26 protein-coding genes are annotated in these 24,593 nt (G+C 64.8%); 9 read left to right on the top strand and 17 right to left on the bottom strand.

The genetic code is table 11. The features are described from left to right. Window positions 1-32: 32 nt before the first annotated feature. From MRBLMA1_RS00815 to fabD, 11 genes are all read right to left on the bottom strand, one after another. A complete protein-coding gene (locus MRBLMA1_RS00815) occupies window positions 33-965 on the bottom strand; it encodes a copper resistance protein B (RefSeq protein WP_363734514.1) in 933 nt (310 codons plus the stop codon). Next, window positions 962-2,716 (bottom strand): copper resistance system multicopper oxidase, encoded by a 1,755-nt coding sequence (locus MRBLMA1_RS00810; protein WP_363735358.1) that lies wholly within the window; start codon window positions 2,714-2,716, stop codon window positions 962-964. The genes MRBLMA1_RS00815 and MRBLMA1_RS00810 overlap by 4 nt, the downstream gene beginning before the upstream one ends. 31 nt (window positions 2,717-2,747) lie before the next feature. Then, window positions 2,748-3,329: an RNA polymerase sigma factor gene (locus tag MRBLMA1_RS00805; protein WP_363734513.1), complete on the bottom strand. Its 582-nt coding sequence runs from the start codon at window positions 3,327-3,329 to the stop codon at window positions 2,748-2,750. Beyond that, on the bottom strand, window positions 3,326-3,781 hold the full coding sequence (locus MRBLMA1_RS00800) for a periplasmic heavy metal sensor (protein ID WP_363734512.1): 456 nt from the start codon (window positions 3,779-3,781) through the stop codon (window positions 3,326-3,328). The genes MRBLMA1_RS00805 and MRBLMA1_RS00800 overlap by 4 nt, the downstream gene beginning before the upstream one ends. A gap of 49 nt (window positions 3,782-3,830) precedes the next feature. Then, window positions 3,831-4,109: a hypothetical protein gene (locus MRBLMA1_RS00795; RefSeq protein ID WP_363734511.1), complete on the bottom strand. Its 279-nt coding sequence runs from the start codon at window positions 4,107-4,109 to the stop codon at window positions 3,831-3,833. Window positions 4,110-4,288: 179 nt separating this feature from the next. Then, window positions 4,289-5,260, bottom strand: coding sequence for an endolytic transglycosylase MltG (gene mltG / locus MRBLMA1_RS00790; protein WP_363734510.1), 972 nt, complete (start codon window positions 5,258-5,260; stop codon window positions 4,289-4,291). Window positions 5,261-5,270: 10 nt separating this feature from the next. After that, a complete protein-coding gene (gene fabF, locus MRBLMA1_RS00785) occupies window positions 5,271-6,530 on the bottom strand; it encodes a beta-ketoacyl-ACP synthase II (protein WP_363734509.1) in 1,260 nt (419 codons plus the stop codon). Between the two features lie 179 nt (window positions 6,531-6,709). Beyond that, complete coding sequence (locus MRBLMA1_RS00780; RefSeq protein WP_007689016.1) at window positions 6,710-6,943, bottom strand: acyl carrier protein; 234 nt, start codon at window positions 6,941-6,943, stop codon at window positions 6,710-6,712. 220 nt (window positions 6,944-7,163) lie between these two features. Next, window positions 7,164-7,904 (bottom strand): 3-oxoacyl-[acyl-carrier-protein] reductase, encoded by a 741-nt coding sequence (fabG, locus tag MRBLMA1_RS00775; RefSeq protein WP_363734508.1) that lies wholly within the window; start codon window positions 7,902-7,904, stop codon window positions 7,164-7,166. A 1-nt stretch (window position 7,905) separates the two neighbouring features. Further along, window positions 7,906-8,736 (bottom strand): crotonase/enoyl-CoA hydratase family protein, encoded by an 831-nt coding sequence (locus MRBLMA1_RS00770; RefSeq protein WP_363734507.1) that lies wholly within the window; start codon window positions 8,734-8,736, stop codon window positions 7,906-7,908. Continuing rightward, on the bottom strand, window positions 8,733-9,668 hold the full coding sequence (fabD, locus tag MRBLMA1_RS00765) for an ACP S-malonyltransferase (protein WP_363735356.1): 936 nt from the start codon (window positions 9,666-9,668) through the stop codon (window positions 8,733-8,735). Before fabD ends, MRBLMA1_RS00770 begins: the two co-directional genes overlap by 4 nt. A 127-nt stretch (window positions 9,669-9,795) precedes the next feature. On the opposite strand from fabD, the gene MRBLMA1_RS00760 reads away from it, so the two are divergent. The 5 genes from MRBLMA1_RS00760 (at window position 9,796) to MRBLMA1_RS00740 (ending at window position 15,326) form a co-directional block, all read left to right on the top strand. Continuing rightward, complete coding sequence (locus MRBLMA1_RS00760) at window positions 9,796-11,265, top strand: efflux transporter outer membrane subunit (protein WP_363734506.1); 1,470 nt, start codon at window positions 9,796-9,798, stop codon at window positions 11,263-11,265. Continuing rightward, complete coding sequence (locus tag MRBLMA1_RS00755) at window positions 11,258-12,823, top strand: efflux RND transporter periplasmic adaptor subunit (protein ID WP_363734505.1); 1,566 nt, start codon at window positions 11,258-11,260, stop codon at window positions 12,821-12,823. The genes MRBLMA1_RS00760 and MRBLMA1_RS00755 overlap by 8 nt, the downstream gene beginning before the upstream one ends. Window positions 12,824-12,828: 5 nt before the next feature. Then, complete coding sequence (locus MRBLMA1_RS00750) at window positions 12,829-13,530, top strand: ABC transporter ATP-binding protein (protein ID WP_133652310.1); 702 nt, start codon at window positions 12,829-12,831, stop codon at window positions 13,528-13,530. Window positions 13,531-13,594: 64 nt separating this feature from the next. Next, window positions 13,595-14,800: an ABC transporter permease gene (locus tag MRBLMA1_RS00745; protein WP_363734504.1), complete on the top strand. Its 1,206-nt coding sequence runs from the start codon at window positions 13,595-13,597 to the stop codon at window positions 14,798-14,800. A gap of 166 nt (window positions 14,801-14,966) precedes the next feature. After that, on the top strand, window positions 14,967-15,326 hold the full coding sequence (locus tag MRBLMA1_RS00740; protein ID WP_363734503.1) for an RcnB family protein: 360 nt from the start codon (window positions 14,967-14,969) through the stop codon (window positions 15,324-15,326). 73 nt (window positions 15,327-15,399) lie between these two features. Here MRBLMA1_RS00740 and MRBLMA1_RS00735 read toward each other — a convergent pair whose 3' ends face one another. Then, entirely contained in the window at window positions 15,400-16,803 is a 1,404-nt protein-coding gene (locus tag MRBLMA1_RS00735) for a GntP family permease (protein WP_363734502.1), read from the bottom strand. A 326-nt stretch (window positions 16,804-17,129) separates the two neighbouring features. On the opposite strand from MRBLMA1_RS00735, the gene rpsF reads away from it, so the two are divergent. The 3 genes from rpsF to rplI are packed head-to-tail and all read left to right on the top strand — an operon-like array spanning window position 17,130 to window position 18,388. Next, window positions 17,130-17,540, top strand: coding sequence for a 30S ribosomal protein S6 (gene rpsF, locus MRBLMA1_RS00730; protein WP_363734501.1), 411 nt, complete (start codon window positions 17,130-17,132; stop codon window positions 17,538-17,540). A gap of 13 nt (window positions 17,541-17,553) precedes the next feature. Further along, window positions 17,554-17,778, top strand: a complete 225-nt coding sequence (gene rpsR, locus MRBLMA1_RS00725; RefSeq protein WP_004212076.1) for a 30S ribosomal protein S18 — start codon at window positions 17,554-17,556, stop codon at window positions 17,776-17,778. A 13-nt stretch (window positions 17,779-17,791) separates the two neighbouring features. After that, the gene (gene rplI / locus MRBLMA1_RS00720; RefSeq protein WP_133652315.1) at window positions 17,792-18,388 is read left to right on the top strand and encodes a 50S ribosomal protein L9; all 597 of its coding nucleotides are present in this window, start codon (window positions 17,792-17,794) and stop codon (window positions 18,386-18,388) included. A 309-nt stretch (window positions 18,389-18,697) separates the two neighbouring features. On the opposite strand, the gene MRBLMA1_RS00715 is transcribed toward rplI, so the two are convergent. The 5 genes from MRBLMA1_RS00715 to MRBLMA1_RS00695 all read right to left on the bottom strand — a co-directional run bounded on the left by MRBLMA1_RS00715 (window position 18,698) and on the right by MRBLMA1_RS00695 (window position 23,155). Then, window positions 18,698-18,853 carry a hypothetical protein gene (locus MRBLMA1_RS00715; RefSeq protein WP_166666310.1) on the bottom strand — a complete coding sequence of 52 codons (156 nt, stop codon included), beginning with the start codon at window positions 18,851-18,853 and terminating at the stop codon, window positions 18,698-18,700. A gap of 555 nt (window positions 18,854-19,408) precedes the next feature. Then, entirely contained in the window at window positions 19,409-19,621 is a 213-nt protein-coding gene (locus tag MRBLMA1_RS00710) for a DUF2093 domain-containing protein (protein WP_133652316.1), read from the bottom strand. Beyond that, window positions 19,621-21,024, bottom strand: coding sequence for an NAD(P)H-dependent flavin oxidoreductase (locus MRBLMA1_RS00705; protein ID WP_363735355.1), 1,404 nt, complete (start codon window positions 21,022-21,024; stop codon window positions 19,621-19,623). Before MRBLMA1_RS00705 ends, MRBLMA1_RS00710 begins: the two co-directional genes overlap by 1 nt. Before the next feature lie 94 nt (window positions 21,025-21,118). Continuing rightward, window positions 21,119-22,270, bottom strand: a complete 1,152-nt coding sequence (locus MRBLMA1_RS00700; protein WP_363734500.1) for a glycosyltransferase family 4 protein — start codon at window positions 22,268-22,270, stop codon at window positions 21,119-21,121. A 15-nt stretch (window positions 22,271-22,285) separates the two neighbouring features. Then, the gene (locus MRBLMA1_RS00695) at window positions 22,286-23,155 is read right to left on the bottom strand and encodes an alpha/beta fold hydrolase (RefSeq protein WP_363734499.1); all 870 of its coding nucleotides are present in this window, start codon (window positions 23,153-23,155) and stop codon (window positions 22,286-22,288) included. A 40-nt stretch (window positions 23,156-23,195) separates the two neighbouring features. Between MRBLMA1_RS00695 and MRBLMA1_RS00690 the strand changes: the two genes are divergently transcribed. Then, window positions 23,196-24,590 carry a protein adenylyltransferase SelO family protein gene (locus tag MRBLMA1_RS00690; protein ID WP_363734498.1) on the top strand — a complete coding sequence of 465 codons (1,395 nt, stop codon included), beginning with the start codon at window positions 23,196-23,198 and terminating at the stop codon, window positions 24,588-24,590. The last annotated feature ends 3 nt before the right edge of the window (window positions 24,591-24,593 follow it).

Below are 24,593 nucleotides of genomic sequence, written 5' to 3'. Positions count from 1 at the left end.
GCCGCCGGTTCCTGTTGTCGATCAGGGAGCGATCAGAACCAGAATCGCACGCCCATCACGAGGCTGGTGGCCGAAGCCCGCTCTCCATCAGCACGGGCAAAGCGAGCGGTGTCGCCCAGCTTTCGTTCCCAGTTGACGCCGACATAGGGCGCGAATTCGCGGGCGAATTCATAGCGCAGCCGCAGTCCCAGCTCGACATCGGACACGCCCGAGCCGATGCCGAGTTCGGGCACGTCCTGGGCCGCGACGTTGATCTCCGCGGCGGGTTGCAGGATCAGCCGCTGGCTAATGCGCTGGTCATAGCTGCCCTCCAGCCGCAGATGGGCGTCGCCCCTGTTCGACAGGAAGGCCTGGGCCGACACCTCGAACCAATAGGGAGCAAGGCCCTCGATCCCAACCACCGCATAGGTCCGCCGGGGATCGGGGCGGATATCGTGGCGGACGCCTGCTTCCAGGTTGAACCAGGGGTCGATGGCGCGGCTGTAGAGCGCCTGCACTTCCGCACGTTCCAGCGGACCGCCGAACGCGCCCTCCCCCTCCGTCTTAAAGGCGAAGCGGTTGATGTCGCCGCCGATCCAGCCTTCCCCCTCCCAATGATAGCCGTCCGCGCCCTTGCCCATCCGATATTCCAGCCGATCAAGCATGAGCTGGGAAAAGGCCATGCCGCCGCTTTCCTTCAGCATGGCAGCGCGGGCGCGTGCCATTTCGGCGGAGTTGTAAAAGGCATCGGCGGCATGATCAGCCGGGACGGAGGGCGCCGTGCCTGCGGGAATGTCGCCATCGGACGCGGGCCCGTCATGACCGGCATGGGCGTCTGCAGCCGGCGCCTGATGGGCCGAATGATCCTCCTGCTCCATCGCGCCATGATCCATCTGCCCATGATCCATCTGACCGTGGTCCTGTGCCCGGGCGGGAAAGGCGGCGGCGGCAAGCAGCAGCGCCGTGGCGGCAAGCAGCGGCTTCATGCTGCTTCCTCCGCATGCCGGACGGTCACGACCCGCATCATCCCTGCGTGCATGTGCATCAACATGTGGCAGTGAAAGGCCCAATCCCCCAGCGCGTCCGCGGTAAGATCGAAACTCACCTTTCCTCCCGGCAGCACATTCACCGTATGCTTGAGCGGATCATGGTCGCCCGCCCCGGTCACCAGCTGGAAGAAATGGCCGTGCAGGTGGATCGGGTGCGGCATCATCGTGTCGTTGATGAGGTTGACCCGCACCCGTTCCATGTGACGGAAGGGAATGGGGGCTGCCCCGTCGGACAGTTTCACCCCGTCGAAGGACCACATATAGCGTTCCATGTTCGCGGTCAGGTGGATGTCCAGCGTGCGCGTCGGCGGGCGCGTGTCCGCATGGGGCGTCAGCGATTTCAGATCGGCATAGGTCAGCACCCGATGATCGACGCTCTCCAGCCCGGTAGGACGATCGGCGGTCCGGTCCGCAGGCATGGGTGAGAGCGTCGCGACGCCAGGCCCCATCTTCACCTGCGGCGCCACCGATTTGTCGCGCATCTTCATCGAATGGCCGGCCATGCTCTCATTGGCGGGCTCGCTGAGGTCGATGACGCCGCCCTGCCCCATGTCCATTCCCGACATGTCCATGCCCATGTCCTTCATGCCCAGCAGCGGCCGGTCGCGCAGCGGCGGCACATCCGCCGCAAGGCCCATGCGGGGCGCCAGCGTCGCCCGCACCAGGCCCGAACGGTCTATCGCCTCCGCAACGAGGGCATAGGGTTTCGCTTCCGGGGGCTGCACCACCACGTCATAGGTTTCGGCAATGCCGATCTGCAGCTCGTCGGTTTCGACCGGCTGCACATGCTGGCCGTCGCACTGCACGACCGTCATCGGCAGGCCCGGCAGGCGCAGATTGAAATTGGTCATCGCCGCCGCATTGATGATGCGAAGCCGCACCCGCTCGCCCGGCGTGAACAGGCCCGTCCAGTTCTCCGCCGTGCCATGGCCGTTCACCAGAAAGCTGTAGGTCGATCCGGTGACGTCGGATATGTCGGTCGGGTCCATGCGCATGGCCCCCCATTCAAGGCGATCCTTGACGCCCTGGTCCTTTCCGGCGAGCAGTCCCGACAATGTCTGCTTCTGCATGTTGAAATAGCCGCCCGCCTGTTTGAGGCGCTTCAACAGGACATGCGGGTGGATCGGGCTCCAGTCGGACAGGACGATGACATGCTCGCGCGTGAATTCCACCGGGTCGGCCCCGGCCGGATCGATCACGATCGGACCATAGTGACCGACCGCCTCCTGCATGCCGGAATGGCTGTGATACCAATAGGTGCCTGACTGACGGACCGGAAATTCATAGGTGAAGGTCTCGCCGGGGCGAATGCCGGGGAAGCTGACCCCCGGCACTCCATCCATCTGAAAGGGCACGATCAGGCCGTGCCAGTGGATCGACGTATCCTCCCGCAGCCGGTTGGTGACCGAGAGCCGGACATTCTGCCCTTCCCGAAGGCGGATGAGGGGAGCAGGCAGCGTGCCGTTGATCAGCACGGCATGGGCCGAACGGCCGCCAACCGAAAAATGCCCCTCCGCCACGGTGAGGGCGATCGTCTCGCCCTGCAACATGCCCGGCGCCGGGGACAGGCCCGCCGTTCCGCTTTGCGCCCAGGCGGGGAAAACCCGGCCCAGCGCCAGCGCGCCGCCCAGGCCCGAGAGGCTGCGGACAAGGGTGCGACGATCGACGTCGGGAAGGGAGAAGGACATGGAAAGCTCTGCAATAAGGGCGGTTTCCCCCTTATACGCGGTCAGCCGCTCCATCCCTCAACCCTTCGGCCAATTTGTTGCGTGCGCGGTAGAGGCGCGTTTCGACCGCCTTCTCGCTGATGCCCAATATCTGCGCGGCCTCCGCCTGGCTCACCCCCTCTAATGTGCGCAGCACCAGCACATCCTTGAGATTGCCTGGGAGAGACGCGATGGCCGCGTGGATATGCGCCAGTTCCGCTTGCGATCCGACCGCCTCCTCGGGCGTCGGCAGGTTGTCCGCGACGGCTGTCGCTTCCTCGATCGGCCGCGCGAAGGTGAAGAATCGCCGCACCGCCCTGCGCCGCGCCCAATCACGGCATTTGTTGACGGCAATCCGCGCTATCCACAGCCGAAAGGGTCGCGTGCCGTCATAGCGGGCAAGGGCGGTGAAGGCGGAGATGAACGTCTCCTGCGTGATGTCGAGCGCCTCTGTCGCATCACCGACATGCCCCCGCGCCACCCGGAACACAGCTTCCCGATGGCGGCGCATCAATTCGCCATAGGCGCTTTGCTGCCCGGCGAGCGCCAGCGCGGCCAGTTCCGCATCGCTGCATCGGGCCAGCGAAGCGTTCACCGATCCGGCGGAACCGCGGCTGGCCGGGTCAGCGCATTGACGACAGCGGCATCAAACTGCGCCGCCTGATCCGGTCGCAGCACGGCACGCATGGCGAAGATATGCTTCAGCGTTTCCTTCTGCAGCATTCCCATGACATGGTGCGAGCGATCGACGGCTTCCGCCACCTTCGGGCCATAGCCATGTTCGGCCGCGATCGCCTGCGCCAGTCGCGCATTGTCGGCGCGCATCTCCGCCTCCAACGACGCGCGGCGTTGGGCAAAATCGCTCTCCAGCGCGTGAATGCGCTGCTCCTGCGCCGGATCGAGCTTGAGCTTTTCGTGGATCAGGGCGTGAACCTCGCTCTCCACGCGCGGTTCCGGCGCTATCCAGACCCTTGCCACCAGCACCGCCGCCAGCGCCGCTGCAAAGGCGACAAGCGCCACCAGCCCGTAGCGGGCGATTCCCTTCATGCCCCTAAGCCCATCATGCCCCGCCCCTCATGTGCCGCCCGCGCATGGCTCACTGCCCCAGCAGGCGCGATGGCGCGTAATCCGACATGCCGATGATCGCGGGCCGTGATGCGGCCTGCGCGGGACTGCCCGGCACCAGGCTGCCCGCCCATCCGATGCCGATCGCGACTATCCCGGCCAGGGCGAGGCTGCGGCGCGCCACCGCCCGTTCGCGGCGCCGGGCGACACCGGCCATCACCCCATCCTCCAGCGCTTCCAGACGGGGGTCGGCGGGGATATGCCGCATGCGGGCGGCCACCTGGCCCAGCAGCTGATCGAGGTCGCTCATCACTTGCACTCCACAGGGCGATTTCCGGCCGGCCTCATCCGGCAGTGGGGAAAATCTCGATGCACAACAAAATAGTCTCGCCGACAATACGCAGGCCGGGCAAAGACCCCTCATGCAAATTCGCATGCGGCGGCCCGCAATTTAATGAAGGAGGACGCCGGAACATCAGGCGACCCGTCCTAGAGTTCCCCCCTCGCCCGGCGGATCTCAAACCATTTGCGGACATTCTCATTATGCTCCTGCAGCGTATCCGCGAAGATATGTCCGCCCTTCCCATCCGCGACGAAGTAGAGCGCCTTCGTCTCCGCCGGGTGCAGGACCGCCAGGATGGACAGGCGTCCGGGATTGGCGATCGGTCCCTTGGGCAGGCCGATCATCGCATATGTATTATAATCGTTGACCGCCGCGATTTCCGACTTTCTGATCCGCCGGCCAAGCGGCTTGCCCCTGGTGATCGGATAGATGATCGTCGGATCGGCCTGCAACATCATGCGCGCCTTCAGCCGATTGCCGTATACTCCGGCGACGGTCGGCCGTTCCGCGGGCACCGCCGTTTCCTTCTCGACGATGCTGGCCAGGACAATGGCTTCCTTCGGTGTCCTGGCGGCGGTGTTCGGCGCCCTTTCGGCCCACATTTTGGCCAGGGTCCTGTTCATCGCATCCTGCATCCGCTTCAGAACCACCGCCCGGCTTTCGCCCTTGTCGAAGGCATAGCTGTCAGGCAGCACGCTGCCTTCCGCCGGCACGGATATGTCGCCGGTCAGTTCCTCATTCGCCATCAGCCGTTCGTGCACCAATATGGAGGGCATCCCCTCCGGTATGGTCACGAGCCGGGTCAGCGTCTTGCCGCCGCCCAGGATACGGAAGATGTCGGAGTTGCTGGCACCCTGGGGGATCAGGAATTCCCCGGCCTTGATCGACTTGCCCCGACCGAAGACCTTGGCCCGCGTCAGGAACGCGTCGGCCGAGCGCACCGCGCCCTTCTGTTTCAGGAGAATGGCCGCGTCCGCGATGGTCGCACCTTCGGGCACGACGATGGTGATGTCCTTCGTCGCCGGCCCTGCCTCGGTCCAGCCATAGACAAATCGGAAAGCGATGAAAGCGGCGACGGCCAGGCCGATCAGCACCATGCCAAAGCCAAGCCGCCGCATCCCGGGTGCCTCAGACCGCCTTCATGATGAGCGAGGCATTGGTGCCGCCGAAGCCGAACGAATTGTTCAGCACGGCGCGCACCTTGCGCTCCTTGGCGACATGCGGAACCAGGTCGACGCCCTTGCAGCTTTCGCTCGGCTCGTCGAGGTTCAACGTCGGCGGGACGATCTGGTCACGGAGCGCCAGGATGCAGAAGATGCTCTCCACCGCGCCCGCGCCGCCCAGCAGGTGGCCGATCGCCGACTTGGTCGAGCTCATCGACATGGTGCCCAGATGTTCGCCGAACAGCCGCTTCACCGCGCCCAGTTCCAGCTCGTCACCCAGCGGGGTCGAGGTGCCGTGTGCGTTTACATAGTCGATGTCGGCAAGGCTGAGGCCCGACTTTTTGAGGGCCATTTCCATCGAGCGATAGCCGCCACTGCCTTCGGGATGGGGCGCCGTGACGTGATAGGCGTCGCCCGACAGGCCATAACCGATCACCTCCGCATAGATTTTCGCGCCGCGCGCCTTGGCCCGCTCATATTCTTCCAGAACGACGACGCCGGCGCCCTCGCCCATGACAAAGCCGTCGCGGTTGACGTCATAGGGCCGCGAGGCCTTTTCCGGCGCGTCGTTGAAGGCGGTCGACAGCGCGCGGGCCTGCGCGAAGCCGGCGATGCCGATCGGGCAGATCGCGCTTTCCGCGCCGCCCGCCAGCATCACGTCGGCATCATCCATCGCGATCATGCGCGCGGCATCGCCAATGGAATGGGCGCCGGTGGAGCAGGCCGTCACGACGGCATGATTGGGGCCCATCAGGCCATATTTGATCGACACCTGCCCAGAGATCAGGTTGATGAGCCGTCCATGGACGAAATGCGGGCTGACCCTGCCCGGTCCCTTGTTCGCCAGCACCAGCGATTCGCTTTCAATGCCCGGCAGGCCTCCAATGCCAGAACCGATGGAGCAGCCGGCGCGCAGCCGCTCCTCCTCGCTCATATTGTCAAGGCCGGCGTCGCGCAGCGCCTGGCTGGCGGCGGAAATGCCGAAGACGATGAACGGGTCGACCTGCCGCTGGATCTTGTGATCGACATCAAGGCCGGCGTCATAGCCATATTCATGATCGGCCGGCTTCACTTCACAGGCGATGCGGCACTTATATTCGCTGGCGTCGAAGCGGGTGATCGTCGCCGCGCCGGATCTGGAAGCGATGATGTTCTTCCAGGTCGTTTCCACATCCCCGCCAAGCGGGCTGACCATGCCAAGGCCGGTGACGACAACACGACGCATATGCTTGCTCCGAAAATTCTTCTTTGGCTCAACGCCGTTCATCTAGCCATTCAAGACGGTCTTGTGAACGGGGAGCAGATACGAAAAGGCTCCCCAAGACCCGGTTTTGCCGGACAGGAGGAGCCATTTCCTTTTAAAACGCTGCGCCCGCCCGGTGTCGGGCAGGCCGCCAGACGTTCTTACTGCTTGCTGTCGATATAATCGATGGCGTCCTTGACGGTGGCGATCTTCTCCGCCGCATCGTCAGGGATTTCGACGCCGAACTCTTCCTCGAACGCCATCACCAGCTCAACGATGTCCAGGCTGTCAGCGCCCAGATCGTCGATGAAGCTTGCATCCTCGGTCACCTTTTCGGCTTCGACGCCCAGATGCTCGACGACGATTTTCTTTACGCGATCCGCGGTCTCACTCATGAGTGGTCCTTCTTACTGGGTATCGTTGATGGTTCTGAATATTTGTTAAGGCATGCCCTAGAGGCAAGCCCAACGAGAGGCAAGAGGCAAGAAACAATCGGATGGCATCGCCCCACCTGCATTCGACTCGCCGGTCCCGATGGCACAAGGCCGCCATTTTGCAAATGCCGAAAATTTCCGGGCGATGGACATGGGCCCGCGTCTTGCGCTTCCGTGCCCTTCAGATCATCGCCATGCCGCCGTTCACGTGCAGCGTCTGGCCAGTGACATAGCCCGCTTCCTTGCTGGCGAGATAGACGACGGCCGCGCCGATATCCTCGCCCGTGCCCAGATCGCCGGCCGGGATCCTGGCCAGGATCGCGCCCTTCTGCGCATCGTTCAGCGCGTCGGTCATGGCGGATCGGATGAAGCCGGGCGCGACGCAGTTCACGGTGATCCCGCGGCTCGCCAGTTCCTGGCCCAGCGACTTGGACATGCCGATGATGCCCGCCTTGGACGCGGCATAGTTGGCCTGCCCCGGATTGCCGGTGACCCCAACGACCGAGGTGATCGAGATGATGCGGCCGAAACGCGCCTTCATCATCGGCTTGGCGGCGGCGCGGGCCAGACGGAAGGCAGCCTCCAGATTGACGGCGATCACGTCGGACCATTCATCGTCCTTCATGCGCAGGATCAGGTTGTCGCGGGTGATGCCGGCATTGTTGACGAGAATGTCGATCTTGCCGCCCAGCGCCTCCACTGCCTGGCCGACCAGTCCGTCGACCGCCGCGGGATCGCCGAGGTTGCAGACCAGCGTCCTGTGATCGCCGCCCAGTTCCGCGGCAAAGGCCTTCAGCTTCTCCTCATTGCTGCCCGAAAGGGCGAGCGTGGCGCCCTGCGCCGCGAGGGCCCTTGCAATGGCGGAGCCGATGCCCCCCGAAGCGCCAGTCACCAGCGCGGTCATGCCTGTCAGATCGAACATGTCAGTCTCCCTTGAAGTTCGGCGCCCGGCGTTCGAAAAAGGCGTCGATCGCCTCATCATGATCCGCCGTCGCATGGGCCAGCGCCTGCATCGCGCCCGCCATTTCCATGATCTGGTTCAATTCCGCCGTCTGCGCCGCGCGCAGCAGCCGCTTGGTCATCCGCGTCGCATGGGGCGGATTGGCCGCGATCCTGTCGGCGACCTTGCGGGCGGCGGCGAGCAGATCGCCATCCGGCACCACCTCGCTCACCAACCCGATCCGCAGCGCCTCTTCGGCATCGATGGTCTCGCCTGTCAGCGCCAGTTCCGAAGCCTTGGAAAAGCCGATGATGCGCGGCAGCAGCCACGCGCCGCCATCGCCGGAAATTATGCCCAGCTTGACGAAGGACTCGGCGAATCTGGCCGACTGCGCCGCGATCCTGACATCGCACATCAGGGCCAGGTCGCAGCCCGCGCCCATGGCCGGGCCGTTGACCGCCGCGATCACCGGCAGCTCGAGCGCCTGGAACAACAGCGGCAGCCGCTGGATTCCCACCCGGTAATTGCGCCGCGTCTGCGCCGGCAGTGATGCGCGCAGGCCGCCGGCGTCGGGGCGCATCGCATTGAGGTCCCCGCCTGAGGAAAAGGCGCTTCCCGCGCCTGTCAGGATCGCCACATGCACCGACAGGTCGCGCTCCGCCTCCTCGAACAAGGCGCAAAGGGCATCGACCATCGCCGGATCGGAGATCGGATTGCGCCGATCGGGCATGTTCAGCGTGACCGTCAGCACGGCCCCGTCGCGGCTGGTCAGGATGGGAGCGGCGTTCGCATCGCTTCCCTTGTCGTTGCTCACAATGCCCCCAATGCCGCCTCTACATCGTCCATCGTCACGATGCTGCGGACCGTGGCGTCGGGCGCTATCCGCTTGACCATCGGACCCAGCACCTTGCCGCCCAGCTCGACGAATTCGGTGACGCCCGCATCCCACATGGCGGCGACGGATTCGCGCCAGCGCACGCGGCCCGTCACCTGCTCGACGAGGCGCAGCTTGATTTCCTCCGGATCGGCGATCGCGCTTGCGAGCACATTGGCATAGACCGGCAGCAGCGGCGTGTTGATCGGGGCATTGCCCAGCGCCTGCGCCATCACATCGGCGGCCGGCTGCATCAGCGGGCAGTGGAAGGGCGCTGACACGGGCAGCAGCACGCCGCGCTTGATGCCATGCTCCTTCACCAGGGCGACGGCGCGCTCGATCGCGCCGCGATGGCCGGAAATCACCACCTGCGTCGGATCATTGTCATTGGCGACGGTGCAGACCTCGCCTTCGGCGGCGGCCTCCGCCAGCGCCTGCGCCTTTTCGATGTCGGCGCCCAGCAGCGCCGCCATGGCGCCCTCGCCAACCGGCACAGCGGCCTGCATCGCCTGCCCGCGCAGCTTCAGCAGCCTGGCAGTGGTGCCGATATCGAACGCTTCGGCGGCACAGAGCGCGCTATATTCGCCCAGCGAGTGGCCGGCGACGAAATCGCCCTTTTCGGCCAGGGAGAAACCGCCTTCCTTCTGCATCACCCGCAGTGTCGCCAATGCATTGGCCATGATCGCGGGCTGCGCATTTTCCGTGAGCGTCAGGTCGCTTTCCGGACCTTCCGTCATGATGCGGAACAAATGCTGCGACAGAGCGTCGTCGACCTCCTGAAACAGCTCCTTCGCGGCCGGGCTCGCGTCTGCCAGCGCCTTGCCCATGCCGACCGACTGACTGCCCTGCCCCGGAAAAAGAAATGCCCTCATCATCCACCTTCTACATGCGCGCGCCTGCAAAAGCGCAATTTTTCAAAGTCGTTACACTTTGAGACACAAACACCGTTGAGGCACCCGGCCCAATTCGGCAGTTCTATTTGGTGGACCGCCTTTAACGATGACGGAGTTTAAGGAAAAGGTGCGATATCGCATTGCATGGATCGCGGGAACCGCGCTGGTCCTGTCGGGCTGCGCGGCCGGTCCCGGCTATCGCGCCCCCGCTCCCGCGTCGCTTGGCGTGCCGGCCACCTATATGGAGGGCGCCGCCGCTCCGGTCGACGAGGCGGAGCTTGCCACCTGGTGGAGGCGCCTCGACGATCCGGCGCTCAGTGCCCTTATCGACCAGGCGATCGCCGGCAATCTGGATATCGTGCAGGCGCAGGCGCGCCTTCGCCAGGCGCGGGAGTCGTTGCGGCAGGCGCGCGCCGCCTTCCTGCCGCAGGTGAACGGTTCGGCCAGCGGCGGACGCAATTACAGCAGCCGCGACGCGGGCGGGCGGCTGGACCCCAGCGGCAATCCCATCGGCGGCGGCGGGTCAAACTGGTCGAGCAGCTATTCGGTCAGCGCCAGTGCAAGCTGGCAGGTCGACCTGTTCGGCGAGCTTTCCCGGTCGGCCGAAGCGGCGCGGGCCGATCTGGCCGCCTCCGGCTACGACCTCGCCAATGTGCGGGCGACGATCATTTCCGAACTCGTCACCAACTATGTGCAGGCGCGCCTGGCGCAGGCGCAGTTGCGCGTCGCGCGCGAGACGCAGGCGATCCAGCGCGACAATTACGACATCGCCAACTGGCGGCTCCAGGCAGGCCTCGTCTCCTCGCTCGACGCGGAGCAGGCGCGGGCGCAACTGGCGCAGACCAACGCGACCGTGCCCCAGCTTGAGGCCAGCCTCCGGGGCAGCCTCAACCGCATTGCCGTGCTCACGGGCCAGGCTCCTGGCGAGGCGACCCGGAGCCTTGAAACCCCTGCCCCGATCCCCGCTGCCTCCACGCAGATCACAACCGGCATTCCAGCGGACACGCTGCGCCAGCGCCCCGACGTGCGTTCCGCCGAGCGGGCGCTGGCAGCCGCGACCGCGCGCATCGGCGTGGCGCAGGCGCGGCTTTACCCTTCGCTGGGGTTGAGCGGCAATATCGGCACCACTTCGAACAGTTTCAAAGACCTGTTCAGCCTCATCACCGGCGGCGTCTTCGCCAATGTGGCGCAGGTCATCTTCGATGGCGGCCGCCTGGCGTCGCAGGTGCGTTCGCAGCGGGCCGCCACCGACGCTGCCTTCGCCGCCTACAAGCAGACGGTGCTGACCGCGCTGGAGGATGTGGAGAATGCCATGGCATCGCTGTCGAGCGCCCGCGCCCGCAAGGCGGAGTTCGCGACCGCCTATGAAGCGTCGAACAACGCGGCGATCCTGGCGCGCAGCCAGTATCAGGCGGGCCTGATCGACTTCCAGACGCTGTCCCAGAGCGAGAACAGCCTTTTGAACGCGCGCAACAGCCTTGCCAGCGCGCAATCCGACGAGGTCCTTGGCCTTGCCCAGCTCTACAATGCGCTGGGCGGCGGCTGGCAGAACATGGAAAATCGCCCCAATGAGTAACGATGTGACCAGCGATCAGGACCTCAACGACTTTCTGGGGGCGCGGCCTCAGAAGCCGTGGCGCAAATGGGCGGTGCGCGGCGCCGTCGGCGTCGCCCTGCTGATCCTCGTCCTGCTGCTTGCGCGATGCTTTTCGGGGGACGACAAGCCGAGCTATGCGACGCGCGAGGTGCGGAAGGGCGACCTTACCGTCTCCGTTTCCGCAACCGGCAATCTGAAGCCCATCAACCAGGTCGATGTCGGTTCCGAACAATCGGGCAAGATCACGGCGGTCTATGTCGATGTGAACGATCGCGTGACCAAGGGACAGAAGCTGGCCGAACTTGACACCCGGCGGCTGGTCGACGCGATCAACCAGAACCGCGCGCAGCTTTCTTCCTCGCAGGCCAGCGTGGCGCAGGCGGAAGCGCAGGCGGCGCTGGCCAAGGCGACGCTGGACCGCCAGCTCAACGTCTTCAGGCTCTCGGGCGGACGCGTTCCCGCCAAGACGGAACTGGACGCCGCCCGCGCGGACTACAGTTCCGCGCTCGCCAATCTGCGCTCGGCGCAGGCGCAGGTGCACGTTTCGCAGGCCCAGCTTTCCACGGCCCAGACCAATCTTTCCATCGCGCAGATCGTATCGCCGGTGACCGGCGTCGTGCTGTCCCGCGATATAGAGCCGGGCCAGACCGTCGCCGCCTCGCTCAACGCGCCGGTGCTCTTCACCATTGCGGAAGACCTGACACAGATGGAGGTCGAGGTTTCGGTGGACGAGGCGGATGTCGGACAGGTGAAGGATGGCCAGAGCGCCAATTTCTCCGTCGACGCCTTCCCCGGCCGCACCTTTCCGGCAAGGGTGACGCGGGTCAATGTCGGCTCCAACAGCGCCAGCAGCAGTTCGTCCTCCTCGTCGGGCAGCAGCACGGCCAGCAGCACGGCGGGAGCGGTGGTGGCCTATACGGCTGTGCTGTCAGTGGACAACAAGGACGAGATATTGCGCCCCGGCATGACCGCGACCGCCGACATCGTGACGCAGGAACTGCATGACGTGCTGCTCGTCCCCAACAGCGCGCTCCGCTTCAAGCCCAGCGCGGGCAAGAATGACGGCGGCATCACCAGCCAGATCATCCCCGGTCCCCGCCGTTTCCGCCGGGGCGGGGCGAGCCGGCAGGTCAGCTTCGGAATGGGCAGCAGCCAGACCGTCTACGTCATCGGCGAGGACGGCAACCCCAAGGCGGTGCAGGTGACCGTCGGTGCGAGCGATGGCGCGCGTACCGTCATCACCGGCGGCGACCTCAAGCCCGGCATGCGCGTCATCACGGGCCAGCTTGCCAGCGGCCAGCAGGCCCCGGCAGAGGATCAGGCCAATGGCGGCCCGCAGGGTGGATCGCAGGCCGGGGGGCCGCGTGACCGCAACCGCAGGTCAGACGGTGGCGCGTCCACCGACGGCAGCCCCGCCACCGTCAGCAAGCTCGGCAATTCGGGCGACGGGAAGCCGGAAACCGCCCCCGTCGCTCCGGCTGCGCCCCAGGGCCCGACCCGCGAACCGCGTGGCTCCGGCCGCCAGAGCGGAACCTGACGCCCATGGCGACAGACCCGATCATCTCCCTTCGCGGTGTAACCAAGATCTACGGATCCGGCCCCACGGCGTTTCAGGCGCTGAAGGGCATCGACCTCGACATCACGCAGGGCGATTTCGTGGCGGTCATGGGGCCGTCCGGTTCCGGCAAGTCGACGACGATGAACATATTGGGCTGCCTCGACGTGCCTTCCGGCGGATCGTTCCTGTTCAAGGGCCGCCATGTCGAAACGCTGGACCGCGATCAACGCGCGCTGCTGCGCCGCCGTTATCTTGGCTTCGTGTTCCAGGGGTTCAACCTTCTTTCCCGCACCACCGCGCTGGAGAATGTAGAGCTGCCGCTGCTCTATCGCGGCGAAGACAAGAAGACCCGTTATGAGGCGGGCATGGCCGCGCTGGACAAGGTAGGCCTCAAGGACTGGTGGGACCACACGCCCGCCGAACTGTCCGGCGGCCAGCAGCAGCGCGTCGCCATTGCCCGCGCCATCGTGACCCAGCCCGACGTGCTGCTGGCCGACGAACCGACCGGCAATCTGGATTCCGAACGATCGGTGGAGATCATGGAACTGCTGACCGATCTCAACCGCAATGGCGGCATCACCGTGCTGATGGTCACGCATGAACCGGACATGGCCGCCTTTGCGCGGACCATCGTCCATTTCAAGGACGGGCTGGTGGAACGCGTCGAGCAGGGGGTCACGGCGTGACCGGCTTCGCTCTATCTGTCATTCCCGCAAGGGTGACGAAACTGCGCAAGGGCGCGCGCTGAAAATGCTGGGCACCACCGTCATCCTCGCCTTCCGCGCGATCAACCGGCACAAGCTGCGCAGCTTCCTCACCACGCTGGGCATCATCATCGGGGTGGCGGCGGTCGTCACCATGGTGACGCTGGGCAATGGCGCGACCGCCGCCGTACGCGAGCAGATCAGTTCGCTGGGCGCCAATGTGCTGCAGCTTCGCCCGGGACAGGGTTTCGGCCGGGGCGGTGGCGGCCCGCGCCCGCCCGACTTCAAGCCGGCCGACCTCACCGCCATCGAAAATCAGCTGACCGGCGTCCGCGCGGTCGCGCCGATGGTGCAGTCGAGCGGCACGGCAATCTATGAAGGCAGCAACTGGTCCACCACCGTCTATGGCACCACCGCCGCCTATTTCGAGGTGCAAAGCTGGAAGGCCGATACGGGCCGCCTCTTCATGCCGGAGGAGGAAGAGGCGGGAAAGCCCGTCTGCATCATCGGCAACACGGTGCGCACCAACCTGTTCCAGGGCAATGATCCCGTCGGCAAGCGCATGCGGATCAAGGGCGTTTCCTGCCAGGTGATCGGCGCGCTCGCCACGCGTGGCCAGGGCGGCTTCGGTGATCAGGACGACGTCGTCGTCATGCCGATCAAGTTCGTCCAGCGCCGTTTCACCGGCGACCGCGACATCAGCCAGATCATGGTCGCCGTGGACGACGCCTATGACACCAGTGTCGTCCAGACGAGCCTGGAGGAGCTCATGCGCGAGCGGCGCAAGATCAAGCCAGGGGCGGAGGACAATTTCAACGTCTTCGATACCAAGCAGATCAGCGACACGCTGACCGGCACCACCACCATATTGACGCAGATCGTGGCGGCGGTGGCGGCGATTTCCCTGCTGGTCGGCGGCATCGGCATCATGAACATCATGCTGGTGTCCGTCACCGAACGTACCCGCGAGATCGGCATCCGCCTTGCCATCGGCGCGGTCGCGCGCGAAGTGCTGATGCAGTTTCTGGTGGAGGCGATCGTGCTGTCCTGCCTGGGCGGGTTGATCGGCCTGTTCCTTGCGCTTGTCGCCTCCGTCGCCATAGCACCGCTGATGCAGGTGCCCTTCATCTTCGACGTGAAGGTGAATGCGATCGCCTTCCTCTTTTCTGCGGCGATCGGGGTTGTATTCGGCTATTTCCCGGCGCGCCGTGCCGCCGCGCTCAATCCCATAGACGCGCTGCGCCATGAATAGGTCGAGGCCAACAGAATAATCCTGAATGGAAGTTCAGCCCTATTCCCTTTCTGTTACAATTTCCGACACTCCTTGCTGGTCGATGGCACAAGCGTGCGACAAATAAATCCTACTTCTGCTTCAACGCCGGGACAGCCGGCGGCAAGATAGAAGAAGGAGCAAGTCCATGTTCAGGAAGTTTCTGGCGGCCCTGACCGCCACCACCATGATCGCAAGCCCCATGGTCGCCAGCCAGGCGCAGGCAGCACCCCAGAGAGAAGTGCATCAGGTGGTGAAGCATGGCCCCCACGGCCGCACCGTCACCAAGACCACGGTGGTCCGCAAGGACAATCATCGCCGCTGGGCGAAGGGCCAGCGCTTCGACCGCCGTTATGCGAGCAACTATCGCGTGATCGACAATTATCGCGGTTATCGCCTGCGCACGCCGCCGCGCGGTTATCACTGGGTCCGGTCGGGCAATGACGCCCTTCTGGTCGCGGTCACCAGCGGCATCATCGCCTCGGTCATCACCGGCGCGATCCGCTAGAGCGATTTCAAGGCGATCGGAACCGATCGCCGGTCGATAAGATCGGACCCCGGAGCCATGCTCCGGGGTCCGTCTAAACCCACCCTGTCAGATAATAGACCGCGATCACCATGAACACGGTGAAGGTCTTGATCAGGGTCAAGGCGAAAATGTCCTTATAGGCCTGCCGGTGGGTCAGGCCGGTCACGGCGAGCAAGGTTATGATGGCGCCATTATGCGGCAGGCTGTCCATGCCGCCGCTGGCCATCGATGCCACCCTGTGCAGCACCTCGCGCGGGATGCCCGCCGCATCGCCCACCGCGGCGAACTGTTCCGCCATGGCCGCCAGAGCGATGGACAGCCCACCCGAAGCCGAGCCGGTGATCCCGGCAAGCGAGGTCACGGTGATCGCCTCATTGATCAGCGGGTCGGGCACCGCCTTCAACGCTTCCTTCACGATCAGAAAGCCCGGCAGCGCGGCGATCACCGCGCCGAAGCCATATTCGACCGCCGTGTTCATCCCCGCCAGCAGCGCGCCGCCCACTGCTGCCTTTGCCCCATCGGCAAATCGCCGCGCCACCTGCGCGAAGGCGAAGAGCAGGATCGTTGCGATGCCCAGCAGCAATGCGCCCTCCACGGCCCAGAGGGCGGCGACCTGCGCCACCTTCACGGTGACGGGATCGGTCAGGCCGGCCAGCGACACGCTGACATCCGCCCCTGGCACCAGGCGCGGGATCAGCATGGTCAACGTCAGATTGCCCAATCCCACCACCAGCAGCGGCAGAAGGGCAATCAGCGGATGCGCGGCTCTCTCGCCCATGTCCGCTGCTTCGGGTTCGTTCAACAGCGTCTCGGGCGCGCCATAGCCCTCCCCCGCCGCGCGCATCGTCCGCCGACGCCAGCCCAGATAGGCGAGGCCCAGCCCCATGATGCAGGCAGATCCGATCAGCCCCAGCACCGGCGCGGCCCAGGCGGTCGTGCCGAAGAAGCTGGTGGGAATGATGTTCTGGATCTGCGGCGTTCCCGGCATCGCATCCATGGTGAAGGTGATGGCGCCAAGGCCGATGGTCGCGGGCACGAGCCGCTTGGGAATGTCGCCCTGCCGGAACATCTCCGCGGCGAAGGGATAGACGGCGAACACCGCGACAAAGACCGACACGCCGCCATAGGTCAGCAGCGCGGTCACCAGCATGATCGCCGGGATCGCGCGGTCGGCGCCCACCAGCCGGATCACGGCCGTCACGATCACCCGCGAGAAGCCCGAAATCTCGATCAGCTTCCCGAACAATGCGCCCAGCAGGAAAACGGGAAAGTAGAGCTTCAGGAAACTGCCGACCTTGTCCATGAACAGGCCGGAAAAGACCGCGGGCACGGCAGCAGGATCGGTCAGGAAGACGGCCAGCATCGCCAGCAGCGGCGCCATCACGATGACGCTCATCCCCCGATAGGCCGCGATCATCAGCAAAATCAGCGAAAGCGCCGCGATCCCGACCGCCATCTACATTCCCCCCTTGCCAACCCGCATTCGTTCCTATCGCTCGATCGGGCCACCGCCTCGACGGAACGCCGAAGTGCTTTCTGTTTCTTGCCGACAAGGATAAGGGGAAGTAGACGGCTTCGACAAGCTCAAGGCCAACGGCGTATTTGCCGCATCCTTCTGCGCCAATCCATCCTTGCCTTTCCACCGCATTTCCGTCATAGGCGCCGCTTCGCACGGCTTGGGGTGACTCGCGGCCGCGCGGATGAATGCATTTGGACGACAGCCGGAGGGGCGTTCCACATGGGGTGGGCGTCAGCGATCGGCCAACAGATGAGGCAATACCCATGGCTCTTTACGAGCATGTGTTCCTTGCGCGCCAGGATCTGGCACAGGCGCAGGTGGACGCTCTGGCGGAAACCGCCACCAAGATCGTCGAGGAAAATGCTGGCAAGGTGACCAAGGTGGAAACCTGGGGCCTGCGCAGCCTCGCCTACAAGATCGCCAAGAACCGCAAGGCGCATTATGTGATGCTGAACATCGATGCCCCCGCCGGCGTCGTGGCGGAACTGGAGCGCCAGACCCAGATCAACGAAGACATCATCCGCTACATGACCATCAAGGTCGATGAGCTGGAAACCGGCCCGTCGGTCATGATGCGCAAGCAGGAACGCGCCGAGCGCGGTCCGCGCGGCGATCGTGGTGACCGCGGCGATCGTGGCCCGCGCCGCGAGCGCGAAGAAGCCGCCGGCGAATAAGGAGATCTGAATCATGGCACGCCCGTTTTTCCGCCGCCGCAAGAGCTGCCCCTTCGCCGCCAAGGATGCGCCGAAGATCGATTACAAGGACGTCCGTCTGCTGCAGGGCTTCGTGTCCGAGCGCGGCAAGATCGTCCCCAGCCGCATCACCGCGGTTTCCGCCAAGAAGCAGCGCGAGCTGGCCCAGGCCATCAAGCGCGCCCGTCACCTGGGCCTGCTGCCCTACATCGTGAAGTGAGGGAGTAAGACTCATGGAAATCATTCTCCTCGAACGGATCGAGAAGCTGGGCGCCATTGGTGACGTCGTCACCGTGAAGGACGGTTACGCCCGTAACTACCTGCTGCCCAACAAGAAGGCGCTGCGCTCCAACAACGCCAACAAGAAGGTCTTCGAAGCGAACCGCGCGAAGATCGAGGCCGACAACGCCGCCCGCCGCACGGACGCCGAAAAGGCTGCCGAAGGCGTGAACGGCAAGCAGATCGTCCTGATCCGCCAGTCGTCGAACGCCGGCCACCTCTACGGCTCGGTCGCCGTCCGTGACGTCGTCGAAGCGCTGCATGCCGAAGGCATCACCAACGTCACCAAGGCGATGGTCGTGCTGGAACGCCCGATCAAGACGCTGGGCGTGTTCGACGTCAAGGTCGCGCTGCACCCCGAAGTCGCCGTGACCATCACGGTGAACGTCGCCCGCTCGCCCGAAGAAGCCGAACTGCAGTCGCAGGGCGTCGACGTGATGGCCGATCTGTTCGAAAAGGACGAGAGCGGCTTTACCGAAGATTATGATCCGAATGCGGAACCCGGCGAAATCGCCGTGGAAGCCGAAGAAGCGCCGGCCGAAGAAGCCTGAGTTTCCCTTTCCGGACCAAAACAGAGAAGCCGCCCCTCACCGGGCGGCTTTTTTGTTGGGTCGTCGGCATCGACATGGAATAGCGAAAGGGATTTTCGAACGTCGACGGATCGACAGGGCGCATACATGAACCCTATTCTGACAAGGCGGCCGGGGGTGTAGCGGGACAGCCAGCCTTCCCTTCCGGCAGGCAACGAGCAGGACGCCGGGAAGAGGACAGGCATTGCCCGACGGCAAATGAGGACGGGAGCGCAAGCATGAATGCCCGCGCTCCCGAAAGCTGATCCGCGGGAAAATCCCACTCGCCGTTCAAAGGCCGAGCCGACTCCAGAATTCGTCCGGCTTGAACGGAGCCGCGCCTTCGGCTGAACGATTGGCGCGGTTCCAGGAGGAATGCGGGATATGGATCTGCGGGCTGGCGCCGAACGGGCGCTGTCGGCGGGTGCGAATGGCATTCTGGGTCATCGTCTTCTCCTGTCGAGGAGGAACACGAAACCTGGCGTCGTCGCTTCGGTACCGTGCGCTTTAGCCGTTGGTGACGCGGAGCAAGCTGACATCCTTCAAAAGCCGCGGAGCACTGCGCTCGCGATTATCTCTACTTCTATTGTAGATATATGAAAGATAGTTTTGCTTAGGGGCAGTCAGGCGGCAGGTTTCACCGATACCAAGTCCGGCATCCGCCGACGAGTCAGGGCAATATGTTCGAGGATGAGGGTGAAACGCCGATCAGAATGCAACGTTGTAGATGAACCAGCCCACGATCAGCAGGCTCGTCACGACACAAATGCGATCACCAAAAATGTCGATCCGCGACATCATTACCATCCTTCCTTGTTCGAGCGATCTTCGCCGCTTCGTTCACAGAGGATAAACCATCAGCGCGGATAAAGGAACAGGATAAGTGCGGCAAGCTGCGCCATTAGCGCGCCAAAAGGAAAAAATACGGCCTTGAAGGGCCAGAGCCCAACCGGAAATGAGGCCGCGCAGCAGGATTTACGGCAATCAGGCTGATTATGGCGCCTAGCGAAAATCCGCGCCGCGATGCTTCAGGAAGGAGCGAGTTGCTTCCTCCGGCCCGCGATAGGCCTCCTGAAACTCCGCGCTCCAATATTTGAGGTCTTCCAGATCGATCCGCGCGCCCGAAACCGCGCAAAGGACGAACTGTCCCGGACGCACGACATCAAAATGCGGCGTGTCGTAATGCAGCACCGCCAATCCCTGAATGTCCGCCATCAGTCGCCCGTCAGGATGCGATCGACAAGCTGCTTCACGGTCGGCACGAACCCGTTGGAATAGAAGGGATCCTGCTTGAACTTATAGGCACCATGGCCGGCGAAGAGCAGGTTCTTGTCAAGGTCGCCGCCATGCACCGCCTCCTGCAGCGACTTCTGGATGCAGAAGCTGCGCGGATCGGCCAGGCGGCCGGTCGAGTTGGTCTCGCTATCCATCCAGCTCGAAAAGGCGCACTGGCTGAGGCAGCCCATGCAATCGGTCTGGTCCTTGCGGATTTCTGCCCTTTCGTCCTCGGTGACGAAGACCAGCGTGTTGTCCGGCGTCTTGAGCGCGGAGGTGAAACCACGCCCCACCCATTCGCGAGCGCGCAGCAGGTCGCCACGCGTCACCCAGAAATTCTTGCCCTTCACGCCTGCATCAAGCTGATGCGTATGGTCGCCCGCCTGTTCGGTGCTGAACGGAATCTGCCGTTCGGAACGGGCTTCAAGCTGGCGCAGAAAGGGGTTGCGCACAGCTGAGCTGTAGAAGCCGGTGGGAGAGAAGCGATGGAGCAGCACGTCGCCGGGTTCGAGCTGCATCAGCCTTTCCTTCCACGCCTGCGGGATCGGGCTTTCCTGCGTCAGCAGCGGCCGGGTGCCGAACTGGAAGGCGATCGCGCCCAGTTCCGGATTGTCGATCCAGTCGTTCCAATCCTTGAGCGCCCACACACCGCCGGCCATCACGATGGGCACATCGTCGGAAATGCCCCCCTCCCGCATGGTGGCGCGCAGGTCGCGGACGCGAGGATAGGGATCCTGTGGCACCTTGGGATCTTCGGCGTTGGACAGGCCGTTATGGCCGCCCGCCAGCCACGGGTCTTCATAGACCACCGCCGCCAGCCATTCCGACGCCTTCGAATAGGCGCGCTTCCAGAGCGCGCGGAAGGCGCGGCCGGAACTGACGATGGGCAGATAGTTGACGCCGTAGGAGGCGGCGATCTCCGACAGCTTGTAGGGCATGCCCGCGCCGCAGGTCACGCCCGCGACCATTCCCCTGGTCTTTTCCAGCACACCGTGGAGGACGCGCTGCGCGCCGCCCATCTCCCACAGCACGTTGATGTTGATCGCGCCCTTGCCGCCCGCGATTTCGAAGGCCCGCTTCACCTGTTCGACCGCGCCGTCTATGGCATAGGCGATCAGTTCTTCATGGCGGTCGCGACGGGTGCGGCCGTGATAGATCTGGGGAATGACGTTGCCGAAGCTGTCATAGCTGTCCGCGTTGACGGCCGACACCGTGCCGATGCCGCCGGCGGCCGCCCAGGCGCCGGAACTGGCATGGTTGGAAACGGCCACCCCCTTGCCGCCTTCTACCAAGGGCCAGACTTCCCGGCCGCCGTAAACGATGGGCTTCAACCCCTTGAACAACGCAATCTCCCGCGCAAAAATCCCGTGGCCCCCGACCACATGAACGCCGCCCTATAGCAGCTTTACGGTCGGATGACGAATAGTTGGGCGCGCCCTACCGCAAAATATGGGGGCTGGATAGTGCCTGGCCATAAAGGGCGGCATAGGCATCCACCATCGCCGTTTCGGCAAAATCGCGCCTGGCGCGGTGGCAATTCGCCTCGCCAAGCCGTTGCCGCAGGTCGGCATCGTCGGCGAGGGTGCCGAGCGCGGAGGACAGGGCCGTTTCGTTCGGAACGACGAACGGGCGGTTTTCGGGCGCGACCATGGTCGCGACGTCGCCCACATCGGTAGATGCGACCGGGAGGCCCGCCGCCATCGCCTCCACCAGCGAGATCGGAAATTGCTCGCTGTCGGAAGACAAGGCGAAGATGTCAAACAGACCCATGAAGCGCCAGGGTTCCGGCAGGAACCCGGCCATGCAGATGTCGGCCAGGCCATGATTTCCCGCTTCCGCCAATATGGCCTCGCGCTCTGGCCCCTCCCCCACCACAACCAGTTGAAGCCGGTCGCGATGCGGCGCGACGGCGCGGACGAGGCGACGGATATTCTTGACCGGGCGCAGGCCGGCCACCGTCCCCACCAGCAGCTTGCCGGCCGTCCGGTCGAGGGCTGGAATGGCGTTCGGCAGGGGCGGCAGGGCATAGCGCGCCGTATCTATGCCGTTGCGGATCAGATGGACCTTGCGAGGCGGCTGACGCCACACATCGCGCGCAATGCCGTCGAGCCGGACGGACGGGACGACCAGCGCATGGGCCCGCTGAAGCGCCAGGCGGCGATAGAGGTTGCGCTGAGGCTTGAGCCCGCCCGCCTCATCCGCGTTGAAGCCGTCCTCATGGTGAACCAGCGGCGGGCCGCCATGGATACGCTGCGCCATCACCGCATCCATCGCGCCCCAATTATAGCTGAGGACAAGGTCATAATCCGCAAGGAAAGCCGCAATGGCCCTGAACCGCGCCATGCTCGGCCTGCCGGCCAGCGGTGGCGCCTCCGGGAAATCGACGGGCGTTGCGGGATCGATGGCGTCGCGCGCGCTCATCAATCGGGGCGCGGCGCTGACGATGCTGTGACGGGCGCGATCACCCCAAAGGTTCATCAGGCGCACGGCGCGCGCCTCCTTGCCGCCAAGGGAGAAGCTGCCGTGGACATGCAGCAACCGGGGCGGGCCGTCGATCTGCCGAGACTGCCGCGCGGAGAAACGCTCCATCCAGCTCAAGCCGCTTCAGCCATTCAGGACCCGCTCCAGCAGCCGATCAATGGCGGCAACGGATTCAGGCTCATCGAGGACCGGGGCATGACCGACATTGGAGATGACCGCGCACTCCGCGCCGGGGCCGATCTCCTCCACCATTCGGGCGGCAGTGGCGGCGGAAAGCAGGTCGGAGCGCTCGCCGCGCAGCACCAGCGTCGGGATTCCGCGGAAGGCCTGCATGACCGGCCACATGTCGACGCTCGCCTCGCTGCCGGCGACCCGCAGCGGCTCGGCTATGCGCATGTCATAGTCAAGGACGATCCGGCCCGAGCTGTTCAGGCGGTAGAGCCGCTTGGCCATGGCCAGCCATTGATCGAGGCCATAGCCGGGATAGATGTCGCGATTGGATTCCGCCAATGCGCGAGCGGCGTGAACCCAGCTTGGATGGGACTGGCCGATGCCGACATGGGTGCGGATACGCGCAAGCCCCGCCTCCTCCAGTGTCGGCCCGACATCGTTGAGCAGCGCGCCCGCCAGCCACTCGCGGTGGGTAGCCGCGATCAGCATGGTGATGATGCCGCCCAGCGACGTGCCGATGGCGACGAAGCGGGTGATGCCCAGATCCGCCAGCAGGCGGCTGATGTCCTGCAGATAGGTGAGCGGGACATAGGTCATCGGATCCTTCGCCTGCGCGCTTTCGGCACGACCGCGCATGTCGGGGCAGATGAGGCGCCATTGTCCGGCAAGGCGCGCGGCGAGAGGCTCGAAATCGCGGGCGTTGCGCGTCAGGCCGGGCAGGCAGAGCAAGGGCGGACGACCGTCATCCCCGCCAGCATAATCGCGATAATGGAGCCTCAGTCCATCGGGGGACCACCAGTATCCGTCGCCATAGCTGCTCAAGCTGCTTGATCCTTCCACCCTGCATCCCCCATATCGCCGCATGCGCCCTGCCCTGCAACCCGCCAAATTCAGCCCCGCGAATGAAATCGCCGCGCTGCAGCCCGATTTCGCCGACCCCGTCGCGGCCGCCGACTTTCCCCAGGCCATCCTGCGTTTCCGCAACGATCGCTGGGCAGATGCGGTGGGCCTGGGCGAGCTGGGCGAGGAGGAATGGCTGGCGCATTTCGGGCGATTCCGGCCTTTGGAGGGATCGCTGCCCCAGCCCTTGGCGCTGCGCTATCATGGGCATCAGTTCCGCGTGTACAATCCCGATATCGGGGACGGCCGCGGCTTCCTGTTCGCGCAACTGCGCGACGGGGCGGGTCGGCTGCTGGACCTGGGCACAAAGGGTTCGGGCCGGACGCCCTACAGCCGCTTCGGCGACGGACGGCTGACGCTGAAGGGCGGCATGCGGGAAATATTGGCGACGGAGATGCTCGAAGCGCTGGGCGTCAACACCTCCAAGACATTTTCCATCATAGAGACGGGCGAGGCGCTGGAGCGCCATGACGAACCCTCCCCCACCCGCGCCGCGGTGATGGTGCGGCTCAGCCACTCGCATATCCGCATCGGGTCATTCCAGCGCGCCGCCTATTTCGACGACAGGGCGCTGCTGGAGCGGCTGGTCGACTATGCGCTGACGAAGCTTTATGGCGAAGTGCCAGGGGACAATCCGCCGGCGCAATTGCTGGGCCGGGTCGTGGAGCGCACGGCCGATCTGGCGGCAAGCTATATGGTGGCGGGCTTCGTCCATGGCGTGCTGAACAGCGACAATATCAATGTGACGGGCGAAAGCTTCGACTATGGCCCGTGGCGGTTCACGCCGCTATGGGAGCCGGGATTCACAGCCGCCTATTTCGACCATGCCGGCCTCTATGCCTTCGGACGGCAGGCGGAGGCGATCCATTGGGACGCGGCGCAGCTTGCCGTGTCGCTGCGTCCGCTGGTGGAGGCGGAACCGCTGGTCGAGCAGTTGGAGCGTTTTCCGGCACTCTATGCCGAGGCGATGGCGCGCCGCTTCTGCTGGCGGCTGGGCGTGGAGCCGACGGATGACGCCTCCACCATGGTCGAGGCCGCCGTGCGAGGCATGATCGCCAGCCAAAGGCCCATCGACATCTTCTTCCATGACTGGCGTGGCGGCGATCCGCGCGACGGCGCGCCCTATGCCGGGGAAGAATGGGCCGCTTTTCGCGAGGCCATTGCCGGATTTGAGGCAAAGGGGCCGAAGGATCATGGCTATTGGGCCGATCCGCTGCCCTGCTCCATGCATATCGATGAGGTGGAGGCGATCTGGAGCGCCATCGACAGGGATGATGACTGGACGCCGCTGCATGCCAAGGTGGCTGCGATCCGGCGCATGGGCGATGCTTTGGGGGAGGCGCCAGGCGTGCCCTGAGCG

The organism is Sphingobium sp. LMA1-1-1.1 (assembly GCF_040676365.1).
Classification (GTDB): Bacteria; Pseudomonadota; Alphaproteobacteria; order Sphingomonadales; family Sphingomonadaceae; genus Sphingobium.
The sequence above is the reverse complement of the archived record's forward strand: the minus strand, read 5'-3'. Positions and strand labels throughout refer to the sequence as shown.

Excerpts from the sequence above, each read along its gene's own strand:
- MRBLMA1_RS00715 (WP_166666310.1), bottom strand. The coding sequence starts at position 18,853 with ATGACCCAGAATGCCATTCGCACCCGCCGACAGCGCCCGTTCGGCGCC.
- fabD (WP_363735356.1), bottom strand. The coding sequence starts at position 9,668 with ATGAGGGCATTTCTTTTTCCGGGGCAGGGCAGTCAGTCGGTCGGCATG.
- MRBLMA1_RS00745 (WP_363734504.1), top strand. The coding sequence starts at position 13,595 with ATGCTGGGCACCACCGTCATCCTCGCCTTCCGCGCGATCAACCGGCAC.
- MRBLMA1_RS00780 (WP_007689016.1), bottom strand. The coding sequence starts at position 6,943 with ATGAGTGAGACCGCGGATCGCGTAAAGAAAATCGTCGTCGAGCATCTG.
- MRBLMA1_RS00800 (WP_363734512.1), bottom strand. The coding sequence starts at position 3,781 with ATGAAGGGAATCGCCCGCTACGGGCTGGTGGCGCTTGTCGCCTTTGCA.
- rpsR (WP_004212076.1), top strand. The coding sequence starts at position 17,554 with ATGGCACGCCCGTTTTTCCGCCGCCGCAAGAGCTGCCCCTTCGCCGCC.
- MRBLMA1_RS00795 (WP_363734511.1), bottom strand. The coding sequence starts at position 4,109 with ATGAGCGACCTCGATCAGCTGCTGGGCCAGGTGGCCGCCCGCATGCGG.
- MRBLMA1_RS00815 (WP_363734514.1), bottom strand. The coding sequence starts at position 965 with ATGAAGCCGCTGCTTGCCGCCACGGCGCTGCTGCTTGCCGCCGCCGCC.
- MRBLMA1_RS00740 (WP_363734503.1), top strand. The coding sequence starts at position 14,967 with ATGTTCAGGAAGTTTCTGGCGGCCCTGACCGCCACCACCATGATCGCA.
- MRBLMA1_RS00700 (WP_363734500.1), bottom strand. The coding sequence starts at position 22,270 with ATGGAGCGTTTCTCCGCGCGGCAGTCTCGGCAGATCGACGGCCCGCCC.
- rplI (WP_133652315.1), top strand. The coding sequence starts at position 17,792 with ATGGAAATCATTCTCCTCGAACGGATCGAGAAGCTGGGCGCCATTGGT.
- MRBLMA1_RS00810 (WP_363735358.1), bottom strand. The coding sequence starts at position 2,716 with ATGTCCTTCTCCCTTCCCGACGTCGATCGTCGCACCCTTGTCCGCAGC.
- MRBLMA1_RS00690 (WP_363734498.1), top strand. The coding sequence starts at position 23,196 with ATGCGCCCTGCCCTGCAACCCGCCAAATTCAGCCCCGCGAATGAAATC.
- mltG (WP_363734510.1), bottom strand. The coding sequence starts at position 5,260 with ATGCGGCGGCTTGGCTTTGGCATGGTGCTGATCGGCCTGGCCGTCGCC.
- MRBLMA1_RS00755 (WP_363734505.1), top strand. The coding sequence starts at position 11,258 with ATGAGTAACGATGTGACCAGCGATCAGGACCTCAACGACTTTCTGGGG.
- MRBLMA1_RS00710 (WP_133652316.1), bottom strand. The coding sequence starts at position 19,621 with ATGGCGGACATTCAGGGATTGGCGGTGCTGCATTACGACACGCCGCAT.
- rpsF (WP_363734501.1), top strand. The coding sequence starts at position 17,130 with ATGGCTCTTTACGAGCATGTGTTCCTTGCGCGCCAGGATCTGGCACAG.
- MRBLMA1_RS00735 (WP_363734502.1), bottom strand. The coding sequence starts at position 16,803 with ATGGCGGTCGGGATCGCGGCGCTTTCGCTGATTTTGCTGATGATCGCG.
- MRBLMA1_RS00760 (WP_363734506.1), top strand. The coding sequence starts at position 9,796 with ATGACGGAGTTTAAGGAAAAGGTGCGATATCGCATTGCATGGATCGCG.
- fabG (WP_363734508.1), bottom strand. The coding sequence starts at position 7,904 with ATGTTCGATCTGACAGGCATGACCGCGCTGGTGACTGGCGCTTCGGGG.
- MRBLMA1_RS00750 (WP_133652310.1), top strand. The coding sequence starts at position 12,829 with ATGGCGACAGACCCGATCATCTCCCTTCGCGGTGTAACCAAGATCTAC.
- fabF (WP_363734509.1), bottom strand. The coding sequence starts at position 6,530 with ATGCGTCGTGTTGTCGTCACCGGCCTTGGCATGGTCAGCCCGCTTGGC.